The following is a 15,545-nucleotide window of genomic DNA, read 5'->3' on the forward strand; positions in this document are numbered from 1 at the left end:
ATTGTTAAAGAGCGACGCAACAGTGTGTTGCTGCGGGAGTGGAATTCTACTCAACCGCCTTCTCGAGTCAAGCCTTATTTTTAAAGGCTTTTCGAGGCACCGACCGGCTTGTTTGCGTTGCCGCTTGCCCTGTCGATGTGGCGCATTATAGAGAGATTGATCGCGTTGGCAAGGGTCGCAATGCAATAAAACTGCAAAAATCGGCACTTATTTAGTTATTCATAACCAACCACAGCTTTTGTACAAACTTATCCACAGAAACCGGCATTGGGAGGGTTAAAAACGCCTATTTTTCTCTGCTTTACAGCGCAGCACATCTCACACACAAGCCATCCGCCTCGACACGACACCCTGATGCCAGGTATGAGAAGCATCATAACGATGCATATAGGCGAATAGCTTATATAAGAAGGCAGTTGAGGCAGTTGAGGCAGTTGAGGCAGTTGAGGCAGTTGAGGCAGTTGAGGCAGTTGAGGCAGTTGAGGCAGTTGTGGCAGTTGAAGCAGTTGAGGCAGTTGAGGCAGTTGAGGCAGTTGAGGCAGTTGAGGCAGTTGAGGCAGTTGAGGCAGTTGAGGCAGTATCAGAATCCATTAAAAGAAAAGCCGGGACAAGCCCGGCTTTTTCTTTATCACTCAGCAGCTGCTTCAGCAGCGGCCGGGCGGTCTACCAGCTCAATATAAGCCATAGGGGCGTTGTCGCCTGCACGGAAACCGCATTTCAGAATGCGAGTATAACCGCCGGCGCGCTCCAGGTAGCGCGGGCCCAGTTCATTGAACAGCTTAGCCACGATCGCGTTATCGCGAGTACGGGCAAATGCCAGGCGACGATTAGCAACGCTATCAGTCTTGGCAAGGGTGATCAGCGGTTCAACGACACGACGCAGCTCTTTTGCCTTAGGCAGAGTCGTCTTGATGATCTCATGACGAACCAGGGAGCTGGCCATGTTGCGGAACATAGCCTGACGATGGCTGCTGTTCCGGTTCAGTTGACGACCACTCAAACGATGGCGCATGACCTTATCCTTCTAACTAAATCTGTGAAACCCGTAATCTGGATTACTCGTCAGCGATGCTGGCGGGCGGCCAATTCTCGAGGCGCATGCCAAGAGACAGACCACGGGAGGCCAACACGTCCTTGATCTCAGTCAGGGACTTCTTACCGAGGTTAGGAGTCTTAAGCAACTCAACTTCGGTACGCTGTACCAGATCACCAATATAGTGGATAGCTTCTGCCTTCAGACAGTTCGCAGAACGAACTGTCAGCTCCAAATCATCGACAGGACGCAGCAGAATCGGATCAAACTCGGGTTTCTCTTCTTTCTTCTCGGGCACGCTGACATCGCGCAGATCCACGAAGGCTTCCAGTTGTTCGGCCAGAATAGTGGCTGAACGACGGATGGCTTCTTCAGGATCCAGAGTACCATTGGTCTCCATGTCGATGACCAGCTTGTCCAAGTCGGTACGCTGTTCCACACGTGCTGCCTCAACATTGTAGGCAATACGAACGATGGGGCTGAACGCGGAGTCCAGCAGCAGGCGACCAATCGGACGCTCTTCATCATCGTTGTGAACACGAGCAGAAGCAGGCACATAACCACGACCGCGCTGAACTTTCAGGCGCATGCTGATTTCAGCATTGGCACCAGTCAGGTGGCAGATTACGTGCTCCGGGTTTACGATCTCGACTTCATCACCGTGAGTGATATCACCAGCGGTAACGGGGCCTGTTCCAGACTTGGTCAGGGACAGAGTTACCTCGTCCTTGCCTTCCAGCTTTACAGCGATACCTTTCAGGTTGAGCAGGATTTCAAGAATGTCTTCCTGTACACCTTCTTTGCTGCTGTACTCATGCAGTACCCCGTCAATTTCGACTTCAGTAACTGCACAACCGGGCATAGATGACAGCAAAATACGACGCAGGGCGTTACCCAGCGTGTGACCAAAGCCACGCTCGAGTGGCTCAAGAGTCACTTTCGCATGAGTCGGGCTAACTTGCTCGATGTCAACTAGCCGCGGTTTAAGAAAATCTGTTACAGAACCCAGCATTGTGTCCTCTCTTTAGAAGCTAGCTTTACTTGGAGTAAAGCTCGACGATCAGCTGTTCGTTAATGTCGGCAGACAGGTCGGAACGCTCTGGCAGACGCTTGAAAGCACCTTCCATTTTAGCGGCATCAACCTCTACCCAAGTCGGCTTCTCACGCTGACCAGCAACTTCCAGGGAAGCTTTGATACGCGCTTGCTTCTTAGCCTTCTCACGAACGCAGATCACGTCCTCAGGGGAAACCTGGAAAGAAGGAATGTTCACAACGCGACCGTTTACCATGATGGCTTTGTGGCTCACCAGCTGACGAGATTCAGCACGGGTAGCGCCGAAGCCCATACGGTAAACAACGTTGTCCAAACGACCTTCCAGCAGCTGCAACAGGTTTTCACCGGTGTTACCCTTTTGACGGGCAGCGTCGCGGTAGTAGTTGCGGAACTGTTTTTCCAATACGCCGTAGATACGACGAACTTTTTGTTTCTCGCGCAGCTGAACACCGTAGTCGGACAGACGCGCTTTACGCGCACCGTGCTGACCAGGGGCGGTGTCAATCTTGCACTTAGAATCAATCGCACGAACACCAGACTTCAGGAAGAGGTCGGTGCCCTCACGACGGCTAAGCTTAAGCTTAGGACCGATATATCTTGCCATCTTCTTTCTCCAACAATCCTAGACCAAGTAGCTACAGCGTTATACGCGGCGCTTCTTGGGAGGACGACAACCGTTGTGCGGGATCGGAGTCACATCAGTAATATTAGTGATGCGGAAACCAGCCGCGTTCAGAGCGCGGATGGAAGACTCACGACCGGGACCCGGACCTTTGACCATGACTTCCAGGTTCTTCACGCCGTATTCTTTGGCGATCTCACCAGCACGCTCAGCAGCTACCTGGGCAGCAAACGGAGTGGACTTACGGGAACCACGGAAACCTGAACCACCGGAGGTAGCCCATGACAGAGCATTGCCCTGACGGTCAGTAATGGTCACGATTGTGTTGTTGAAAGATGCATGAACGTGCGCAATACCGTCGCTCACTTGCTTTTTAACGCGCTTGCGAGCACGAGTCGGAGTTTTAGCCATTTTCTACCTTCCCGTTACTTCTTGATAGCCTTGCGCGGACCCTTACGGGTACGAGCGTTGGTCTTGGTACGTTGACCACGAACAGGCAGGCTACGACGGTGACGCAAACCACGGTAGCAACCCAGATCCATCAAGCGTTTGATGTTCATGGAAATCTGACGACGCAAGTCACCTTCAACGGTGAATTTACCTACTTGCTCGCGCAGACTTTCGATCTGAGCTTCGTCCAAGTCTTTAATTTTCACATTCTCAGCAATACCGGCTGCGGCACAGATGGCCTTGGAGCGGGTACGACCGACGCCATAAATCGCAGTCAACGCAATGACTGCATGCTTATGGTCAGGAATGTTAATGCCAGCGATACGGGCCACTGTTCACTCCTACGTAGCGTAGATAACGACCACCACAAAGCCCGTGAGCGGATACGTGGCGGTCAACCAATACACAACAAAAGTTGGCTGGCTATATTAGCCAGCACAACTATTTGTTGCAAGTACTAACCGTAAAAAATTAGCCTTGGCGCTGTTTATGCTTTGGCTCGCTGCAAATCACACGCACCACACCGTGACGCTTGATGATTTTGCAGTTACGGCAGATTGCCTTAACGGAAGCACGAACTTTCATTGCTTAACTCCGTAACTACGCCGACCTTTAGCGGCCGTAGCCCTTCAGGTTGGCCTTCCTCAGGACGTCGCCATATTGATGAGACATCATATGGGTTTGTACCTGAGCCATGAAGTCCATGATAACTACCACGATAATCAGCAGCGAAGTGCCACCGAAGTAGAACTGTACGTTCCAAGCAGTCATCAAGAACTGGGGTACCAGACAGATAAAGGTTATATAGAGTGCACCTGCCAATGTCAGGCGAGTCATAACCTTATCGATGTAACGTGCTGTCTGCTCGCCCGGGCGGATCCCCGGGATAAAGGCTCCACTCTTCTTCAGGTTGTCTGCTGTCTCGCGGGGGTTGAACACCAGCGCGGTATAGAAGAAACAGAAGAAGATAATGGCTGCTGCATACAACATCTCATACAAGGGCTGACCCGGCTGCAGGACCATAGAGACCTGTTGCAGGATATCAGCGATCTTGCCCTCGCCCTGACCAAACCAAGAGGTAATGGTCCCTGGGAAGAGGATGATGCTGGATGCGAAAATCGCAGGAATCACACCGGCCATATTCACTTTCAACGGCAGGTGTGTGCTTTGCGCGGCGAATACCTGGCGGCCTTGTTGACGCTTGGCGTAGTTAACGACGATACGACGCTGACCACGTTCCACGAACACCACAAAGTAAGTCACTGCGAAAACAATCAAGCCCAGCAACAACAACAGCAGGATGTGCAATTCCCCTTGACGTGCCTGTTCGGCCGTAGCACCAATGGCATGCGGCAAACCAGCAACGATACCCGTGAAAATAATCAACGAGATACCATTACCGATCCCACGCTCGGTAATCTGCTCACCCAACCACATCAAAAACATGGTACCGGTGACCAGACTCACAACGGCCGTGAAATAGAAGCCCAAACCCGGATGAGTCACGAGTCCCTGCATCATATTCGGCAGACCGGTTGCAATACCAATGGCCTGGAAAGTTCCCAAAACCAGCGTGCCCCAACGGGTATATTGGCTAATCTTGCGACGGCCGGATTCACCTTCTTTCTTGAGTTCAGCAAGAGCGGGGTGAACCACAGTCAGCAGCTGGATAATGATCGACGCCGAAATGTACGGCATGATCCCCAGCGCAAGAATAGAAGCACGCGAGAGTGCACCACCACTGAACATGTTGAACATCTCAATGATGGTGCCCTTCTGTTGTTGGAACAACTCGGCCAGTACGGCGGCGTCAATACCAGGAATCGGCACATAAGAGCCTGCACGGAAAACGATAATCGCCCCGAGAACGAAGAGCAGACGGCTCTTCAGTTCACTCAGACCACCCTGTGCTTTAACATCCAATCCTGGTTTCTTAGCCATTGTACTGATTATTCCTCGATTTTACCGCCAGCGGCCTCGATGGCTGCACGTGCACCTTTGGTGACGGACACACCACGAACGGTCACAGCACGGTCAATGTTGCCAGACAGAACAACTTTAGCGAAAACGATGTTCTTAGTAACAACACCGGCTTGCTTCAGAGTGCTCAGATCGACCACATCACCTTCTACCATGGCGATTTCGTTCAGACGCACTTCGGCAGAAACCAAAGATTTGCGAGAGAAGAAACCGAACTTCGGCAGACGGATTTTCAAAGGCATCTGGCCGCCTTCGAAACCAGCGCGGACTTTACCGCCACCGGAACGAGAGGTTTGACCTTTCACACCACGACCACCAGTCTTGCCCAGGCCGGAGCCGATACCACGACCACGACGTTGTTTTTCAGGCTTGGAACCAGCGGCCGGAGACAGAGTATTCAGACGCATGCTTAGCCCTCCACCTTAACCATGTAATAAACCTGGTTGATCATACCGCGTACGCAGGGAGTATCTTCCAGCTCAACGGTGTGACCAATGCGACGCAGACCCAGACCACGCAGAGTCGCCTTGTGCTTTGGCAGACGGCCGATAGAGCTGCGAGTTTGAGTTACTTTTACAGTGTTAGCCATGTCGCATTACCCCAGAATTTCTTCAACGCGCAGACCACGCTTGGCAGCGATCTGGGCCGGGGATTGACCCTGTACCAGAGCGTCGACAGTTGCGCGAACAACGTTGATTGGGTTGGTGGAACCGTAGGTCTTGGCCAGCACGTTGTGGATACCAGCAACTTCCAGAACAGCACGCATGGCGCCGCCTGCAATGATACCAGTACCTTGTGAGGCCGGCTTCATGAACACGGTGGAACCGGAGTGAACACCGCGCACCGGGTGGTGCAGAGTGCCATTGTTCAGTTCTACCTTGCTCAGGTTACGTTTAGCCTGTTCCATCGCTTTTTGAATAGCGGCCGGAACTTCACGGGCCTTACCGTAACCGTAACCTACACGGCCGTTACCATCACCCACCACGGTCAACGCGGTGAAGGACATGATACGACCACCTTTAACAGTTTTCGAAACACGGTTTACTGCAATCAGCTTTTCTTGCAGTTCGCCGGCTTGAGATTCGACTTTAGCCATCTTCGACTCCTAGCTTAGAACTGAAGACCAGCGTCACGAGCAGCGGTAGCCAGAGCGGCTACACGACCGTGATACTTGAAACCGGAACGATCGAAAGATACGTTCTGAACGCCTTTGGCAATAGCACGCTCAGCGATTGCTTTACCTACTGCGGTAGCTGCATCAGCATTACCGGAGTATTTAAGCGCTTCACTGATGGCTTTCTCTACTGTAGAAGCAGAGGCCAGAACTTCGGAACCGTTGGCTGCGATAACCTGCGCGTAGATATGACGCGGGGTACGGTGAACAACCAGACGGGTAGCTCCCAGTTCCTGCATCTTCTTCCGAGCACGAGTAGCACGACGGAGACGAGCTGCTTTCTTGTCCATAGTGTTACCTTACTTCTTCTTAGCTTCTTTAGTACGCACTTGCTCGTTGGCATAGCGTACACCCTTGCCCTTGTAGGGCTCCGGAGCGCGGTAAGAACGGATATCGGCGGCGACTTGGCCAACCAGCTGCTTGTCCACACCACGCAGAACGATCTCTGTAGCGGTCGGGCATTCAGCGGTGACACCAGCCGGCAGCGCATGCTCTACCGGGTGAGAGAAGCCCAGGGCCAGCGCGACAGCATTGCCCTTGATGGAGGCTTTGTAACCTACACCAACCAGCTGCAGCTTACGCTCGAAGCCTTGGGTAACACCGATTACCATGTTGTTAGCCAATGCACGTGCAGTACCGGCCTGAGCGTCAGCACCAGCGATGCCGTCGCGCGGGGCGAACTTCAGTACATTGTCTTCTTTGGTCACTTCTACACCGGCGTGGATGGAACGAACCAGAGAACCTTTACCACCTTTGATGGACAGTTCCTGACCGTTCAGAGTCACCTCTACGCCAGCAGGAATAGTGACGGGTGCCTTAGCAACGCGAGACATTTCCGACCTCCTATTAAGCGACGTAGCAGATGATCTCACCGCCCATGCTTGCCTTGCGGGCAGCACGGTCGGTCATCACACCTTTAGACGTGGACACGATAGCAACACCGAGACCGCCCATAACTTTCGGCAGATCAGTAGTGCGCTTGTAAATACGCAGGCCGGGACGGCTCACGCGTTGGATCAGTTCTACAACCGGCTTGCCCTGGAAATATTTCAGTTCAATTTCCAGTTCAGGCTTCACATCACCCGCTACGGAGTAGCCAGCGATGTAACCTTCTTCTTTCAGCACTTTGGCAATTGCCACTTTCAGCTTGGAAGAAGGCATGGAAACCGCAACTTTGCTCGCCGCCTGACCGTTACGGATGCGGGTCAGCATATCCGCGATCGGATCTTGCATGCTCATAGTCTAACTCCCGAGATTCTTACCAAGAGGCCTTTTTGAGGCCTGGAATTTCGCCCTTCATGGCATGCTCACGCACCTTGATGCGGGACAGGCCAAACTTGCGCAGGAAACCGTGCGGACGACCAGTAATATTGCAACGGTTACGCTGGCGGGACGGACTGGAATCACGGGGCAGCTGTTGCAGTTGCAAGACAGCATCCCAACGCGCTTCTTCAGAAGCGTTCATATCAACGATGATAGCTTTCAGCTCGGTTCGCTTGGTCGCGAACTTGGCTACCAGCTTCGCACGCTTTGCTTCACGTGCTTTCATGGATGTTTTAGCCATAACCCTAACCTTACTTGCGGAATGGGAAGTTAAAGGCAGCCAGCAGAGCACGGCCTTCTTCATCGGTATTCGCGGAAGTGGTGATGGTGATATCCAGACCACGAACGCGATCGACTTTGTCATAGTCGATTTCCGGGAAGATGATTTGCTCACGCACGCCCATGGAGTAGTTACCACGACCGTCGAACGCTTTAGCGTTCAGGCCACGGAAGTCACGGATACGCGGTACGGAGATGCAAATCAGCCGTTCCAGGAACTCCCACATACGCTCGCCACGCAGGGTTACTTTACAACCTATCGGGTAGCCTTCACGAATCTTGAAGCCCGCAACAGATTTGCGAGCTTTGGTGATCAGCGGCTTCTGACCGGAAATGGCAGCCATATCGGCAGCGGCATTTTCCAACAGCTTTTTGTCAGAGATAGCTTCACCAACACCCATGTTCAGGGTGATTTTCTCGATCCGAGGGACTTGCATGATAGTCTTGTAACCGAACTGTTTGGCCAGTTCATTTACTACATCGGATTTGTAGTAATCATGCAGTTTCGCCATCGTTAAACTCCAATTACTTCACAAGTTCGCCGGTGGATTTGAAGAAACGAACTTTTTTGCCGTCTTCAATCCGGAAACCAACGCGATCAGCCTTGCCAGCGGCAGAGTTGAACAGCGCTACGTTAGAAACGTCCATTGGGGCTTCTTTGCTGATGATACCGCCAGCCTGACCCAGTGCGGGTACCGGCTTTTGGTGTTTCTTCACCAGGTTGATGCCTTCAACGTATACCTTACCTTCGCTTACCAGGACTTGAGTGACTTTGCCACGCTTGCCCTTGTCTTTGCCGGTAAGAACAATCACTTCGTCTTCGCGACGGATTTTAGCTGCCATCGTTCGACTCCTTACAGTACTTCGGGTGCCAGGGACACAATCTTCATGAACTTCTCATTACGGAGTTCACGGGTCACCGGGCCAAAAATACGAGTACCGATTGGCTGTTGGTTGTTGTTAAGCAACACAGCCGCATTGTTGTCGAAACGGATGACTGAGCCGTCCGGACGACGAACGCCTTTACGGGTGCGTACGACCACCGCGTTATACACATCACCTTTCTTCACTTTACCGCGAGGAATGGCTTCCTTAATGGAAACTTTGATGATGTCGCCGATGCCGGCGTAACGGCGGTGCGAGCCACCCAGAACCTTAATACACATTACACTGCGAGCGCCGGAGTTGTCGGCTACGCCCAGCATACTTTGCATCTGGATCATTTTAGTGCTCCGCTTTGTTTACTTCTTATCCCTCTCGGGATCTGGCTGCCTTCAAAAGGCGCGAAACTATAACACAGGATTTTTAGAAAAGGTAGCCTAAAAAACAAACGGCCCCGCTAAGGGGCCGTTTGGGCTAAAAAGTACCGATTAGGCCTTTTCTAAGATCGCAACCAGGGTCCAGGACTTGGTCTTGGACAGCGGGCGGCACTCGCGGATTTCCACGAGATCGCCAGCTTTACACTCGTTGTTCTCATCATGTACGTGCAGCTTGGTAGTGCGCTTGATGATCTTACCGTAGATCGGGTGCTTTACCTTGCGCTCGATAGCAACAGTGATGGATTTCTCCATCTTGTCGCTAATTACACGACCTTGCAGAGTACGGATCTTGTCAGTCATTACGCACCTGCCTTCTCAGTCAGTACAGTCTTGATACGTGCGACGTCACGACGCACTTGTTTCAGAGTGTGAGTCTGAGCCAGCTGGCCGGTGGACGCTTGCATGCGCATGTTGAATTGCTCACGCAGCAGGCCCAGCAGCTCCTGGTTCAGTTCATCGACGCTCTTTTGACGCAGATCTTGGGCTTTCATCACATCACCGTCTTAATTACGAAAGTGGTCTGAACAGACAGCTTAGCTGCGGCCAGGGCAAACGCTTCACGCGCCAGAGCCTCAGGTACACCGTCCATCTCGTACAGAACCTTGCCAGGCTGGATCGGGCAAACCCAATATTCCACGTTACCCTTACCTTTACCCATACGAACTTCGAGGGGCTTTTCGGTGATGGGCTTGTCCGGGAATACACGGATCCAGATCTTACCTTGACGCTTAACGTGACGGGTCATGGCACGACGGGCTGCTTCGATTTGACGAGCAGTCAGTTGGCCACGAGATGTCGCCTTCAGGCCAAAGGTACCGAAGGATACTTCGTTACCAGAGGTGGCCAGACCGCGGTTACGACCCTTATGGGTCTTGCGGAATTTAGTACGCTTAGGTTGCAACATTTACCGATCTCCTTACTTAGCAGCGCGGCGCTTGTTGTCACGCTTGGGCTTTGCAGGAGCTTGCTCTTGAGCAGCGGCAGCATTGACTGCAGCCAGACCGCCCAGAACTTCGCCCTTGAAGATCCAAACTTTGACGCCGATCACACCGTAAGTGGTGTGGGCTTCAGAAGTTGCGTAGTCGATGTCGGCACGCAGGGTGTGCAAAGGCACACGACCTTCACGGTACCATTCGGTACGCGCGATTTCAGCGCCGCCCAGACGACCGGACACTTCCACTTTGATGCCCTTGGCACCCAGGCGCATGGCGTTTTGTACGGCGCGCTTCATAGCACGACGGAACATAACGCGACGTTCCAGCTGGGAAGTGATGCTGTCGGCAACGAGTTTGCCATCCAGCTCCGGCTTGCGGACTTCGGAAATGTTGATCTGAGCAGGCACGCCAGCAATTACGGCGACGGCTTTGCGCAGTTTCTCAACGTCTTCGCCTTTCTTGCCGATCACGACACCCGGACGAGCGGTGTGAATGGTCACACGGATGCTCTTGGCCGGACGCTCGATGGTGATCTTGGACAAGGAAGCGTTTTTCAGCTCCTTGGTCAGGAACTGGCGTACTTGAAAATCGCTGTACAGGTTGTCAGCGAAGTCTTTGGTGTTCGCGAACCAGGTAGAATTCCAAGGCTTGGTAATACCCAGGCGAATGCCATTAGGATGTACTTTCTGACCCATTGCTTATCTCCCAGCCTTAGCGTCGGATACCACTACAGTGATGTGAGCGGTACGCTTGAGGATACGATCCGCACGACCTTTGGCACGCGGACGGATGCGCTTCATGGAGGGACCTTCGTCGACCATGATAGTAGCAACACGCAGGGCGTCGATGTCGGCGCCTTCGTTGTGCTCAGCGTTTGCAATGGCAGATTCCAGCACTTTCTTAACCAGCACAGCAGCCTTTTTCGGGCTGAAGGTCAGGAGATTCAGAGCCTTGTCTACGGACAGACCACGTACTTGATCGGCTACCAGACGAGCTTTCTGGGCAGAAGTACGGGCATAACGGTGTTTAGCGATAGCTTCCATCATTTATCCCTTAGCGCTTCTTAGCCTTCTTATCAGCAGCATGGCCGCGATAAGTACGAGTCGGTGCGAATTCACCCAGTTTGTGACCGATCATTTCTTCGGTAACGAAAACCGGAACGTGCTGACGACCATTATGGACAGCGATGGTCAAACCGATCATGTTCGGGATGATCATTGAACGACGGGACCAGGTCTTAACCGGCTTTTTATCCCCGCTTTCCACCGCTTTCTCTACCTTCTTCAGCAAGTGCAGGTCAATAAATGGACCCTTCTTGAGAGAACGTGGCATGGTGATTCCTCTATGTTAACAATTACTTGTTACGACGACGTACGATGTACTTGTCGGTACGCTTGTTCTTACGGGTCTTGAAGCCTTTAGCCTTCTGGCCCCATGGGGACACAGGCTGCATGCCCTTGTTACGACCCTCACCACCACCGTGCGGGTGGTCGACCGGGTTCATCGCCATACCGCGAACGGTCGGACGAATACCACGCCAGCGGTTGGCACCGGCTTTACCCAGTTGACGCAACATGTGCTCGGAGTTACCGACTTCACCTATGGTGGCGCGGCACTCGGCCAGAACTTTACGTACTTCGCCGGAACGCAGACGCAGAGTTACATAGTTACCTTCACGAGCCAGGATCTGGATGAAAGTACCAGCGGAACGAGCCAGCTGGGCACCTTTACCAGGTTTCATCTCAACGGCGTGAACAGTCGAACCGACCGGGATGTTGCGCATCGGCAGGGTGTTACCTACCTTGATGGCGGCATCAGCACCAGAAGCGATAGCGTCACCAGCTTTCAGGCCTTTCGGAGCCAGGATGTAACGACGCTCACCGTCTGCATACAACACCAGAGCGATGTTAGCGGTACGGTTAGGATCGTATTCCAGGCGCTCTACTTTGGCCGGGATACCGTCTTTGTCGCGCTTGAAGTCGACGATACGGTAATGCTGCTTGTGACCACCACCGATATGACGGGTAGTGATACGACCGTTGTTGTTACGACCACCGGACTTGCTCTTGCTGTCCAGCAGAGCGGCAAAGGGCTTACCCTTGTACAGCTCTTGATTGACGATCTTAACGACGTGGCGGCGGCCCGGAGAAGTAGGCTTGCACTTAACGATTGCCATTTTTCAGAACTCCTCTTACTCGGCTGCGCCCATGAAGTCGATGTCCTGACCAGCTTTCAGGGTCACATAAGCCTTTTTCCAATCGGAACGACGGCCTACGCGTGCACCTGCGCGCTTGGTTTTACCCTTCATGTTCAGGGTACGGACGGTCTCAACTTCGACCTCGAACAGTTTCGCAACTGCAGCTTTGACTTCCGCCTTGGTGGCGTCGACAGCAATTTTGAACACGATAGTGTTCTGCTTCTCGGCGACCATGGTGCTCTTTTCAGAGATATGCGGAGCCTTCAGAACTTTCAACAGACGCTCTTCGCGGATCATGCCAGCATCTCCTCGATTTGCTTAACTGCATCAGCAGTCATCAGAACCTTGTCGAAAGCGATCAGGCTGACCGGGTCGATACCGGCAACGTCACGCACGTCAACTTTGTACAGGTTGCGAGCAGCCAGGAACAGGTTCTCATCGACTTCAGCTGTCACGATCAGAACGTCAGTCAGTTCCATCTCTTTCAGCTTGGCGATCAGTTCTTTGGTCTTCGGCGCTTCGATGCCGAATTTCTCGACAACGATCAGGCGCTCTTGACGTACCAGCTCGGACAGGATGCTACGGATAGCGCCGCGGTACATCTTCTTGTTTACTTTTTGGCTGTGATCTTGCGGCTTAGCAGCAAAAGTCACACCACCGGAACGCCAAATGGGCGAACGGATGGAGCCAGCACGGGCACGACCAGTACCCTTCTGACGCCACGGCTTTTTGCCGCCACCAGACACTTCAGAGCGAGTCAGCTGCGCGCGAGTACCCTGACGGGCACCTGCGGCATATGCAACGACGACCTGGTGAACCAGAGCTTCGTTGAATTCGCGCCCGAAGGTAGTCTCGGAAACTTCAAGAGCGCTCTTGGCGTCTTTCATTACCAATTCCATTACTATCTCCTCAGACGTTACGCTTTGACGGCAGGTTTGACGATCACGTTGCCGTTGGTTGCACCTGGGACTGCACCTTTGATGAGCAGCAGGTTACGTTCAGCGTCAACACGAACCAGTTCCAGGTTCTGAGTCGTTACACGCTCAGCACCCATGTGACCAGCCATCTTTTTGCCCTTGAATACACGACCCGGAGTCTGGTTCTGACCGATAGAACCCGGAGCGCGGTGAGACAAGGAGTTACCGTGGGTCATATCCTGGGTACGGAAGTTGTGGCGCTTTACAGTGCCCGCAAAACCTTTACCTTTGGATGTGCCGGTAACGTCTACCATCTTAACGTCAGCGAGAAGATCTACTTTCAGCTCGCTACCAACAGTGAAAGTTTCACCGTTGTTCAAGCGGAATTCCCACAGACCGCGGCCGGCTTCTACACCAGCTTTGGCGAAGTGGCCAGCTTCCGGCTTGGTCACACGGCTGGCTTTTTTGGCGCCAGTGGTAACCTGAATAGCGTTGTAGCCGTCGGTTTCTACAGATTTGACCTGAGTTACACGGTTAGCTTCAACTTCGATAACAGTCACCGGGATAGAAACGCCATCTTCAGTGAAGATGCGAGTCATACCCACTTTGCGACCTACAAGACCGATTGTCATTGTTATCAACCTCTTTCCGTAATTAACCCAGGCTGATCTGGACGTCTACACCAGCTGCCAGATCCAGACGCATCAGAGCGTCAACGGTCTTGTCAGTCGGTTCAACGATGTCTACCAGACGCTTGTGAGTGCGGATCTCGTACTGATCACGCGCATCTTTGTTGACGTGCGGGGAGATCAGGACGGTGAAGCGCTCTTTGCGAGTCGGCAGCGGGATAGGACCGCGAACCTGCGCGCCGGTGCGCTTTGCAGTTTCAACGATTTCCGCTGTGGATTGATCAATCAGGCGATGATCAAAAGCCTTCAGGCGAATACGGATTCTTTGGTTCTGCATTGACAGAGCTCCAATAGATAAAAGAACATAAACCAACACCGCCCGACCGGGAGTGATCCCGCCAGAGGTGTGATTTTTCACGTTTCCCCCCATATCGGGAGGACTGTATGGCTGGCTGTCCGTAAACGAACAACTCAGCAGCAGACATATCGTCTGGCTTACCTCATGGGTAAGCGGAGGGGATTATACGGATTTTTCAAATTTGCGCAAGGGAGAGCGAACAGATTGTGCGCAGTTTTATGTGACAGATGGATCTCGCCGGCGGTGACGCCATTCCCCGCCAACCGGGGGTGACGACAATGTTACAAACAGGCTGGTAGACTGTGCACCTGCCTCCGTCAGTGGAACGACATTCTATGCTCAAAGATCAAAAGAAAGCCTATCAGTATGGACTCTGCGCCGTTGCGCTCTGGTCGACGGTCGCCACCGCCTTCAAGATTTCCCTCGCCTACTTCGAGCCTGTGCAGCTGCTGCTTGTGGCCGCCTTCACCTCGACCCTGACTCTCGGCGCTATCGTTGCCAAACAGGGCAAGCTGGCACTGCTGCTGAGTTACCTCAAGGCCCGCCCCCTCTATTACCTGGCGCTGGGGGTATTGAATCCCTTCCTCTATTACCTGCTGCTGTTCAAGGCCTATGACCTGCTGCCCGCGCAACAGGCGCAGACCCTCAACTACACCTGGGCCATCACCCTCAGCCTGCTGGCCGTTCCCTTTCTCGGCCAGAAGCTGCGCCGCCGCGACGGCGTCGCCATAGTACTGGGCTACTTTGGGGCCCTGGTGATCGCCACCAAGGGGGATGTATTCGGCCTGCAGTTTGACAGCCCGCTCGGGGTGACCCTGGCGCTGGTATCGACCCTTATCTGGGCCAGTTACTGGATCCTCAACACCCGCAATCAGGGAGACCCCATCGTCAGCCTGCTGCTCGGCTTCATCATCAGCCTGCCTTTCATCGTCGCGGCGACCTGGCTGCTCTCCGATTTTGCCATGACCGCCTGGCAGGGCTGGGCCGGCGCCATCTATGTGGGCCTGTTCGAGATGGGTTTCGGCTTCGTGCTCTGGCTGATGGCCCTGCGCCACGCCACCAACACGGCCCCCATCAGCAACCTCATCTTCATCTCGCCGTTTGCCTCCCTGGTACTGCTCAACCTGCTGATCGGCGAAGCCATACACCCGGCTACCCCCATAGGGCTCGGGCTGATCGTGGCCGCCCTGCTGATCCAGCAGCTCAAATACGGCAAGCGCTACCGCAAGAGCGCCGAGCCGCAAGCCTGACAATGCAGAAGGGCGTATCCGCGGA

At 53.4% G+C, this 15,545-nt stretch carries 29 protein-coding genes; 1 reads left to right on the plus strand and 28 read right to left on the minus strand.

All coding sequences use genetic code 11. The features are described 5' to 3' along the window. Positions 1–628: 628 nt before the first annotated feature. From rplQ to rpsJ, 28 genes are all read right to left on the minus strand, one after another. Entirely contained in the window at positions 629–1,012 is a 384-nt protein-coding gene (gene rplQ / locus ACM3N8_RS18795) for a 50S ribosomal protein L17 (protein ID WP_005307999.1), read from the minus strand. 43 nt (positions 1,013–1,055) lie between these two features. Continuing rightward, complete coding sequence (locus ACM3N8_RS18800; protein ID WP_005307997.1) at positions 1,056–2,045, minus strand: DNA-directed RNA polymerase subunit alpha; 990 nt, start codon at positions 2,043–2,045, stop codon at positions 1,056–1,058. Between the two features lie 25 nt (positions 2,046–2,070). Continuing rightward, a complete protein-coding gene (rpsD, locus tag ACM3N8_RS18805) occupies positions 2,071–2,691 on the minus strand; it encodes a 30S ribosomal protein S4 (RefSeq protein WP_005340600.1) in 621 nt (206 codons plus the stop codon). 39 nt (positions 2,692–2,730) lie between these two features. Then, positions 2,731–3,120, minus strand: coding sequence for a 30S ribosomal protein S11 (rpsK, locus tag ACM3N8_RS18810; protein ID WP_005319702.1), 390 nt, complete (start codon positions 3,118–3,120; stop codon positions 2,731–2,733). 14 nt (positions 3,121–3,134) lie between these two features. Then, positions 3,135–3,491, minus strand: coding sequence for a 30S ribosomal protein S13 (gene rpsM / locus ACM3N8_RS18815; protein WP_005307991.1), 357 nt, complete (start codon positions 3,489–3,491; stop codon positions 3,135–3,137). A 139-nt stretch (positions 3,492–3,630) separates the two neighbouring features. Further along, entirely contained in the window at positions 3,631–3,744 is a 114-nt protein-coding gene (rpmJ, locus tag ACM3N8_RS18820; protein ID WP_005319705.1) for a 50S ribosomal protein L36, read from the minus strand. 27 nt (positions 3,745–3,771) lie between these two features. Beyond that, complete coding sequence (secY, locus tag ACM3N8_RS18825) at positions 3,772–5,100, minus strand: preprotein translocase subunit SecY (RefSeq protein WP_010672567.1); 1,329 nt, start codon at positions 5,098–5,100, stop codon at positions 3,772–3,774. A gap of 8 nt (positions 5,101–5,108) precedes the next feature. After that, complete coding sequence (rplO, locus tag ACM3N8_RS18830; RefSeq protein WP_005319708.1) at positions 5,109–5,546, minus strand: 50S ribosomal protein L15; 438 nt, start codon at positions 5,544–5,546, stop codon at positions 5,109–5,111. A gap of 2 nt (positions 5,547–5,548) precedes the next feature. Continuing rightward, positions 5,549–5,728, minus strand: coding sequence for a 50S ribosomal protein L30 (gene rpmD / locus ACM3N8_RS18835; protein ID WP_005307985.1), 180 nt, complete (start codon positions 5,726–5,728; stop codon positions 5,549–5,551). A gap of 6 nt (positions 5,729–5,734) precedes the next feature. Further along, a complete protein-coding gene (gene rpsE / locus ACM3N8_RS18840; RefSeq protein ID WP_042010196.1) occupies positions 5,735–6,235 on the minus strand; it encodes a 30S ribosomal protein S5 in 501 nt (166 codons plus the stop codon). Between the two features lie 14 nt (positions 6,236–6,249). Further along, positions 6,250–6,603, minus strand: a complete 354-nt coding sequence (gene rplR / locus ACM3N8_RS18845; protein ID WP_005319717.1) for a 50S ribosomal protein L18 — start codon at positions 6,601–6,603, stop codon at positions 6,250–6,252. A gap of 9 nt (positions 6,604–6,612) precedes the next feature. Next, positions 6,613–7,146 (minus strand): 50S ribosomal protein L6, encoded by a 534-nt coding sequence (rplF, locus tag ACM3N8_RS18850; RefSeq protein WP_005319720.1) that lies wholly within the window; start codon positions 7,144–7,146, stop codon positions 6,613–6,615. Between the two features lie 13 nt (positions 7,147–7,159). Beyond that, on the minus strand, positions 7,160–7,552 hold the full coding sequence (gene rpsH / locus ACM3N8_RS18855) for a 30S ribosomal protein S8 (protein WP_005307980.1): 393 nt from the start codon (positions 7,550–7,552) through the stop codon (positions 7,160–7,162). A 19-nt stretch (positions 7,553–7,571) separates the two neighbouring features. Beyond that, positions 7,572–7,877 carry a 30S ribosomal protein S14 gene (gene rpsN / locus ACM3N8_RS18860; RefSeq protein ID WP_005319722.1) on the minus strand — a complete coding sequence of 102 codons (306 nt, stop codon included), beginning with the start codon at positions 7,875–7,877 and terminating at the stop codon, positions 7,572–7,574. 10 nt (positions 7,878–7,887) lie between these two features. Next, the gene (gene rplE, locus ACM3N8_RS18865; RefSeq protein ID WP_005319725.1) at positions 7,888–8,427 is read right to left on the minus strand and encodes a 50S ribosomal protein L5; all 540 of its coding nucleotides are present in this window, start codon (positions 8,425–8,427) and stop codon (positions 7,888–7,890) included. 13 nt (positions 8,428–8,440) lie between these two features. Next, positions 8,441–8,758 (minus strand): 50S ribosomal protein L24, encoded by a 318-nt coding sequence (gene rplX, locus ACM3N8_RS18870; protein WP_042033862.1) that lies wholly within the window; start codon positions 8,756–8,758, stop codon positions 8,441–8,443. Positions 8,759–8,769: 11 nt separating this feature from the next. Continuing rightward, complete coding sequence (rplN, locus tag ACM3N8_RS18875; RefSeq protein ID WP_005307975.1) at positions 8,770–9,138, minus strand: 50S ribosomal protein L14; 369 nt, start codon at positions 9,136–9,138, stop codon at positions 8,770–8,772. A gap of 147 nt (positions 9,139–9,285) precedes the next feature. After that, a complete protein-coding gene (gene rpsQ / locus ACM3N8_RS18880; protein WP_005319730.1) occupies positions 9,286–9,534 on the minus strand; it encodes a 30S ribosomal protein S17 in 249 nt (82 codons plus the stop codon). Beyond that, entirely contained in the window at positions 9,534–9,725 is a 192-nt protein-coding gene (gene rpmC, locus ACM3N8_RS18885; RefSeq protein ID WP_005319733.1) for a 50S ribosomal protein L29, read from the minus strand. Before rpmC ends, rpsQ begins: the two co-directional genes overlap by 1 nt. Then, positions 9,725–10,138 carry a 50S ribosomal protein L16 gene (gene rplP, locus ACM3N8_RS18890; protein WP_005340612.1) on the minus strand — a complete coding sequence of 138 codons (414 nt, stop codon included), beginning with the start codon at positions 10,136–10,138 and terminating at the stop codon, positions 9,725–9,727. Before rplP ends, rpmC begins: the two co-directional genes overlap by 1 nt. Positions 10,139–10,150: 12 nt before the next feature. After that, positions 10,151–10,864, minus strand: coding sequence for a 30S ribosomal protein S3 (rpsC, locus tag ACM3N8_RS18895; RefSeq protein ID WP_033130008.1), 714 nt, complete (start codon positions 10,862–10,864; stop codon positions 10,151–10,153). 3 nt (positions 10,865–10,867) lie between these two features. Further along, entirely contained in the window at positions 10,868–11,212 is a 345-nt protein-coding gene (rplV, locus tag ACM3N8_RS18900) for a 50S ribosomal protein L22 (protein WP_033130007.1), read from the minus strand. A gap of 10 nt (positions 11,213–11,222) precedes the next feature. Beyond that, positions 11,223–11,501 (minus strand): 30S ribosomal protein S19, encoded by a 279-nt coding sequence (gene rpsS, locus ACM3N8_RS18905; RefSeq protein WP_005307960.1) that lies wholly within the window; start codon positions 11,499–11,501, stop codon positions 11,223–11,225. A 22-nt stretch (positions 11,502–11,523) separates the two neighbouring features. After that, positions 11,524–12,345 carry a 50S ribosomal protein L2 gene (gene rplB, locus ACM3N8_RS18910; protein ID WP_005319743.1) on the minus strand — a complete coding sequence of 274 codons (822 nt, stop codon included), beginning with the start codon at positions 12,343–12,345 and terminating at the stop codon, positions 11,524–11,526. A gap of 15 nt (positions 12,346–12,360) precedes the next feature. Further along, positions 12,361–12,663 carry a 50S ribosomal protein L23 gene (gene rplW / locus ACM3N8_RS18915; RefSeq protein WP_042019359.1) on the minus strand — a complete coding sequence of 101 codons (303 nt, stop codon included), beginning with the start codon at positions 12,661–12,663 and terminating at the stop codon, positions 12,361–12,363. After that, entirely contained in the window at positions 12,660–13,265 is a 606-nt protein-coding gene (gene rplD, locus ACM3N8_RS18920; protein ID WP_005340616.1) for a 50S ribosomal protein L4, read from the minus strand. The genes rplW and rplD overlap by 4 nt, the downstream gene beginning before the upstream one ends. A gap of 17 nt (positions 13,266–13,282) precedes the next feature. Continuing rightward, positions 13,283–13,915, minus strand: a complete 633-nt coding sequence (gene rplC / locus ACM3N8_RS18925; RefSeq protein ID WP_005319753.1) for a 50S ribosomal protein L3 — start codon at positions 13,913–13,915, stop codon at positions 13,283–13,285. Positions 13,916–13,937: 22 nt separating this feature from the next. After that, a complete protein-coding gene (gene rpsJ, locus ACM3N8_RS18930) occupies positions 13,938–14,249 on the minus strand; it encodes a 30S ribosomal protein S10 (RefSeq protein ID WP_005307944.1) in 312 nt (103 codons plus the stop codon). Between the two features lie 356 nt (positions 14,250–14,605). On the opposite strand from rpsJ, the gene ACM3N8_RS18935 reads away from it, so the two are divergent. Continuing rightward, on the plus strand, positions 14,606–15,520 hold the full coding sequence (locus tag ACM3N8_RS18935; protein WP_043136391.1) for a DMT family transporter: 915 nt from the start codon (positions 14,606–14,608) through the stop codon (positions 15,518–15,520). The last annotated feature ends 25 nt before the right edge of the window (positions 15,521–15,545 follow it).

The sequence above is a fragment of the Aeromonas sp. A04 genome (genome assembly GCF_047780465.1).
GTDB classification, from domain to species: domain Bacteria; phylum Pseudomonadota; class Gammaproteobacteria; order Enterobacterales; family Aeromonadaceae; genus Aeromonas; species Aeromonas bestiarum.

Coding starts and splice junctions, on each gene's coding strand:
- rplX (WP_042033862.1), bottom strand. CDS start 8,758: ATGGCAGCTAAAATCCGTCGCGAAGACGAAGTGATTGTTCTTACCGGC.
- rplE (WP_005319725.1), bottom strand. CDS start 8,427: ATGGCGAAACTGCATGATTACTACAAATCCGATGTAGTAAATGAACTG.
- rpsC (WP_033130008.1), bottom strand. CDS start 10,864: ATGGGTCAGAAAGTACATCCTAATGGCATTCGCCTGGGTATTACCAAG.
- rplW (WP_042019359.1), bottom strand. CDS start 12,663: ATGATCCGCGAAGAGCGTCTGTTGAAAGTTCTGAAGGCTCCGCATATC.
- rplF (WP_005319720.1), bottom strand. CDS start 7,146: ATGTCTCGCGTTGCTAAGGCACCCGTCACTATTCCTGCTGGCGTAGAG.
- rpsK (WP_005319702.1), bottom strand. CDS start 3,120: ATGGCTAAAACTCCGACTCGTGCTCGCAAGCGCGTTAAAAAGCAAGTG.
- rplR (WP_005319717.1), bottom strand. CDS start 6,603: ATGGACAAGAAAGCAGCTCGTCTCCGTCGTGCTACTCGTGCTCGGAAG.
- rpsN (WP_005319722.1), bottom strand. CDS start 7,877: ATGGCTAAAACATCCATGAAAGCACGTGAAGCAAAGCGTGCGAAGCTG.
- secY (WP_010672567.1), bottom strand. CDS start 5,100: ATGGCTAAGAAACCAGGATTGGATGTTAAAGCACAGGGTGGTCTGAGT.
- rpmJ (WP_005319705.1), bottom strand. CDS start 3,744: ATGAAAGTTCGTGCTTCCGTTAAGGCAATCTGCCGTAACTGCAAAATC.
- rpsH (WP_005307980.1), bottom strand. CDS start 7,552: ATGAGCATGCAAGATCCGATCGCGGATATGCTGACCCGCATCCGTAAC.
- rpmD (WP_005307985.1), bottom strand. CDS start 5,728: ATGGCTAACACTGTAAAAGTAACTCAAACTCGCAGCTCTATCGGCCGT.
- rplC (WP_005319753.1), bottom strand. CDS start 13,915: ATGACAATCGGTCTTGTAGGTCGCAAAGTGGGTATGACTCGCATCTTC.
- rplN (WP_005307975.1), bottom strand. CDS start 9,138: ATGATCCAGATGCAAAGTATGCTGGGCGTAGCCGACAACTCCGGCGCT.
- rpsE (WP_042010196.1), bottom strand. CDS start 6,235: ATGGCTAAAGTCGAATCTCAAGCCGGCGAACTGCAAGAAAAGCTGATT.
- ACM3N8_RS18800 (WP_005307997.1), bottom strand. CDS start 2,045: ATGCTGGGTTCTGTAACAGATTTTCTTAAACCGCGGCTAGTTGACATC.
- rpsD (WP_005340600.1), bottom strand. CDS start 2,691: ATGGCAAGATATATCGGTCCTAAGCTTAAGCTTAGCCGTCGTGAGGGC.
- rpsQ (WP_005319730.1), bottom strand. CDS start 9,534: ATGACTGACAAGATCCGTACTCTGCAAGGTCGTGTAATTAGCGACAAG.
- rpsS (WP_005307960.1), bottom strand. CDS start 11,501: ATGCCACGTTCTCTCAAGAAGGGTCCATTTATTGACCTGCACTTGCTG.
- ACM3N8_RS18935 (WP_043136391.1), top strand. CDS start 14,606: ATGCTCAAAGATCAAAAGAAAGCCTATCAGTATGGACTCTGCGCCGTT.
- rplQ (WP_005307999.1), bottom strand. CDS start 1,012: ATGCGCCATCGTTTGAGTGGTCGTCAACTGAACCGGAACAGCAGCCAT.
- rpsJ (WP_005307944.1), bottom strand. CDS start 14,249: ATGCAGAACCAAAGAATCCGTATTCGCCTGAAGGCTTTTGATCATCGC.
- rplP (WP_005340612.1), bottom strand. CDS start 10,138: ATGTTGCAACCTAAGCGTACTAAATTCCGCAAGACCCATAAGGGTCGT.
- rplD (WP_005340616.1), bottom strand. CDS start 13,265: ATGGAATTGGTAATGAAAGACGCCAAGAGCGCTCTTGAAGTTTCCGAG.
- rplO (WP_005319708.1), bottom strand. CDS start 5,546: ATGCGTCTGAATACTCTGTCTCCGGCCGCTGGTTCCAAGCCTGAAAAA.
- rplV (WP_033130007.1), bottom strand. CDS start 11,212: ATGGAAGCTATCGCTAAACACCGTTATGCCCGTACTTCTGCCCAGAAA.
- rplB (WP_005319743.1), bottom strand. CDS start 12,345: ATGGCAATCGTTAAGTGCAAGCCTACTTCTCCGGGCCGCCGCCACGTC.
- rpmC (WP_005319733.1), bottom strand. CDS start 9,725: ATGAAAGCCCAAGATCTGCGTCAAAAGAGCGTCGATGAACTGAACCAG.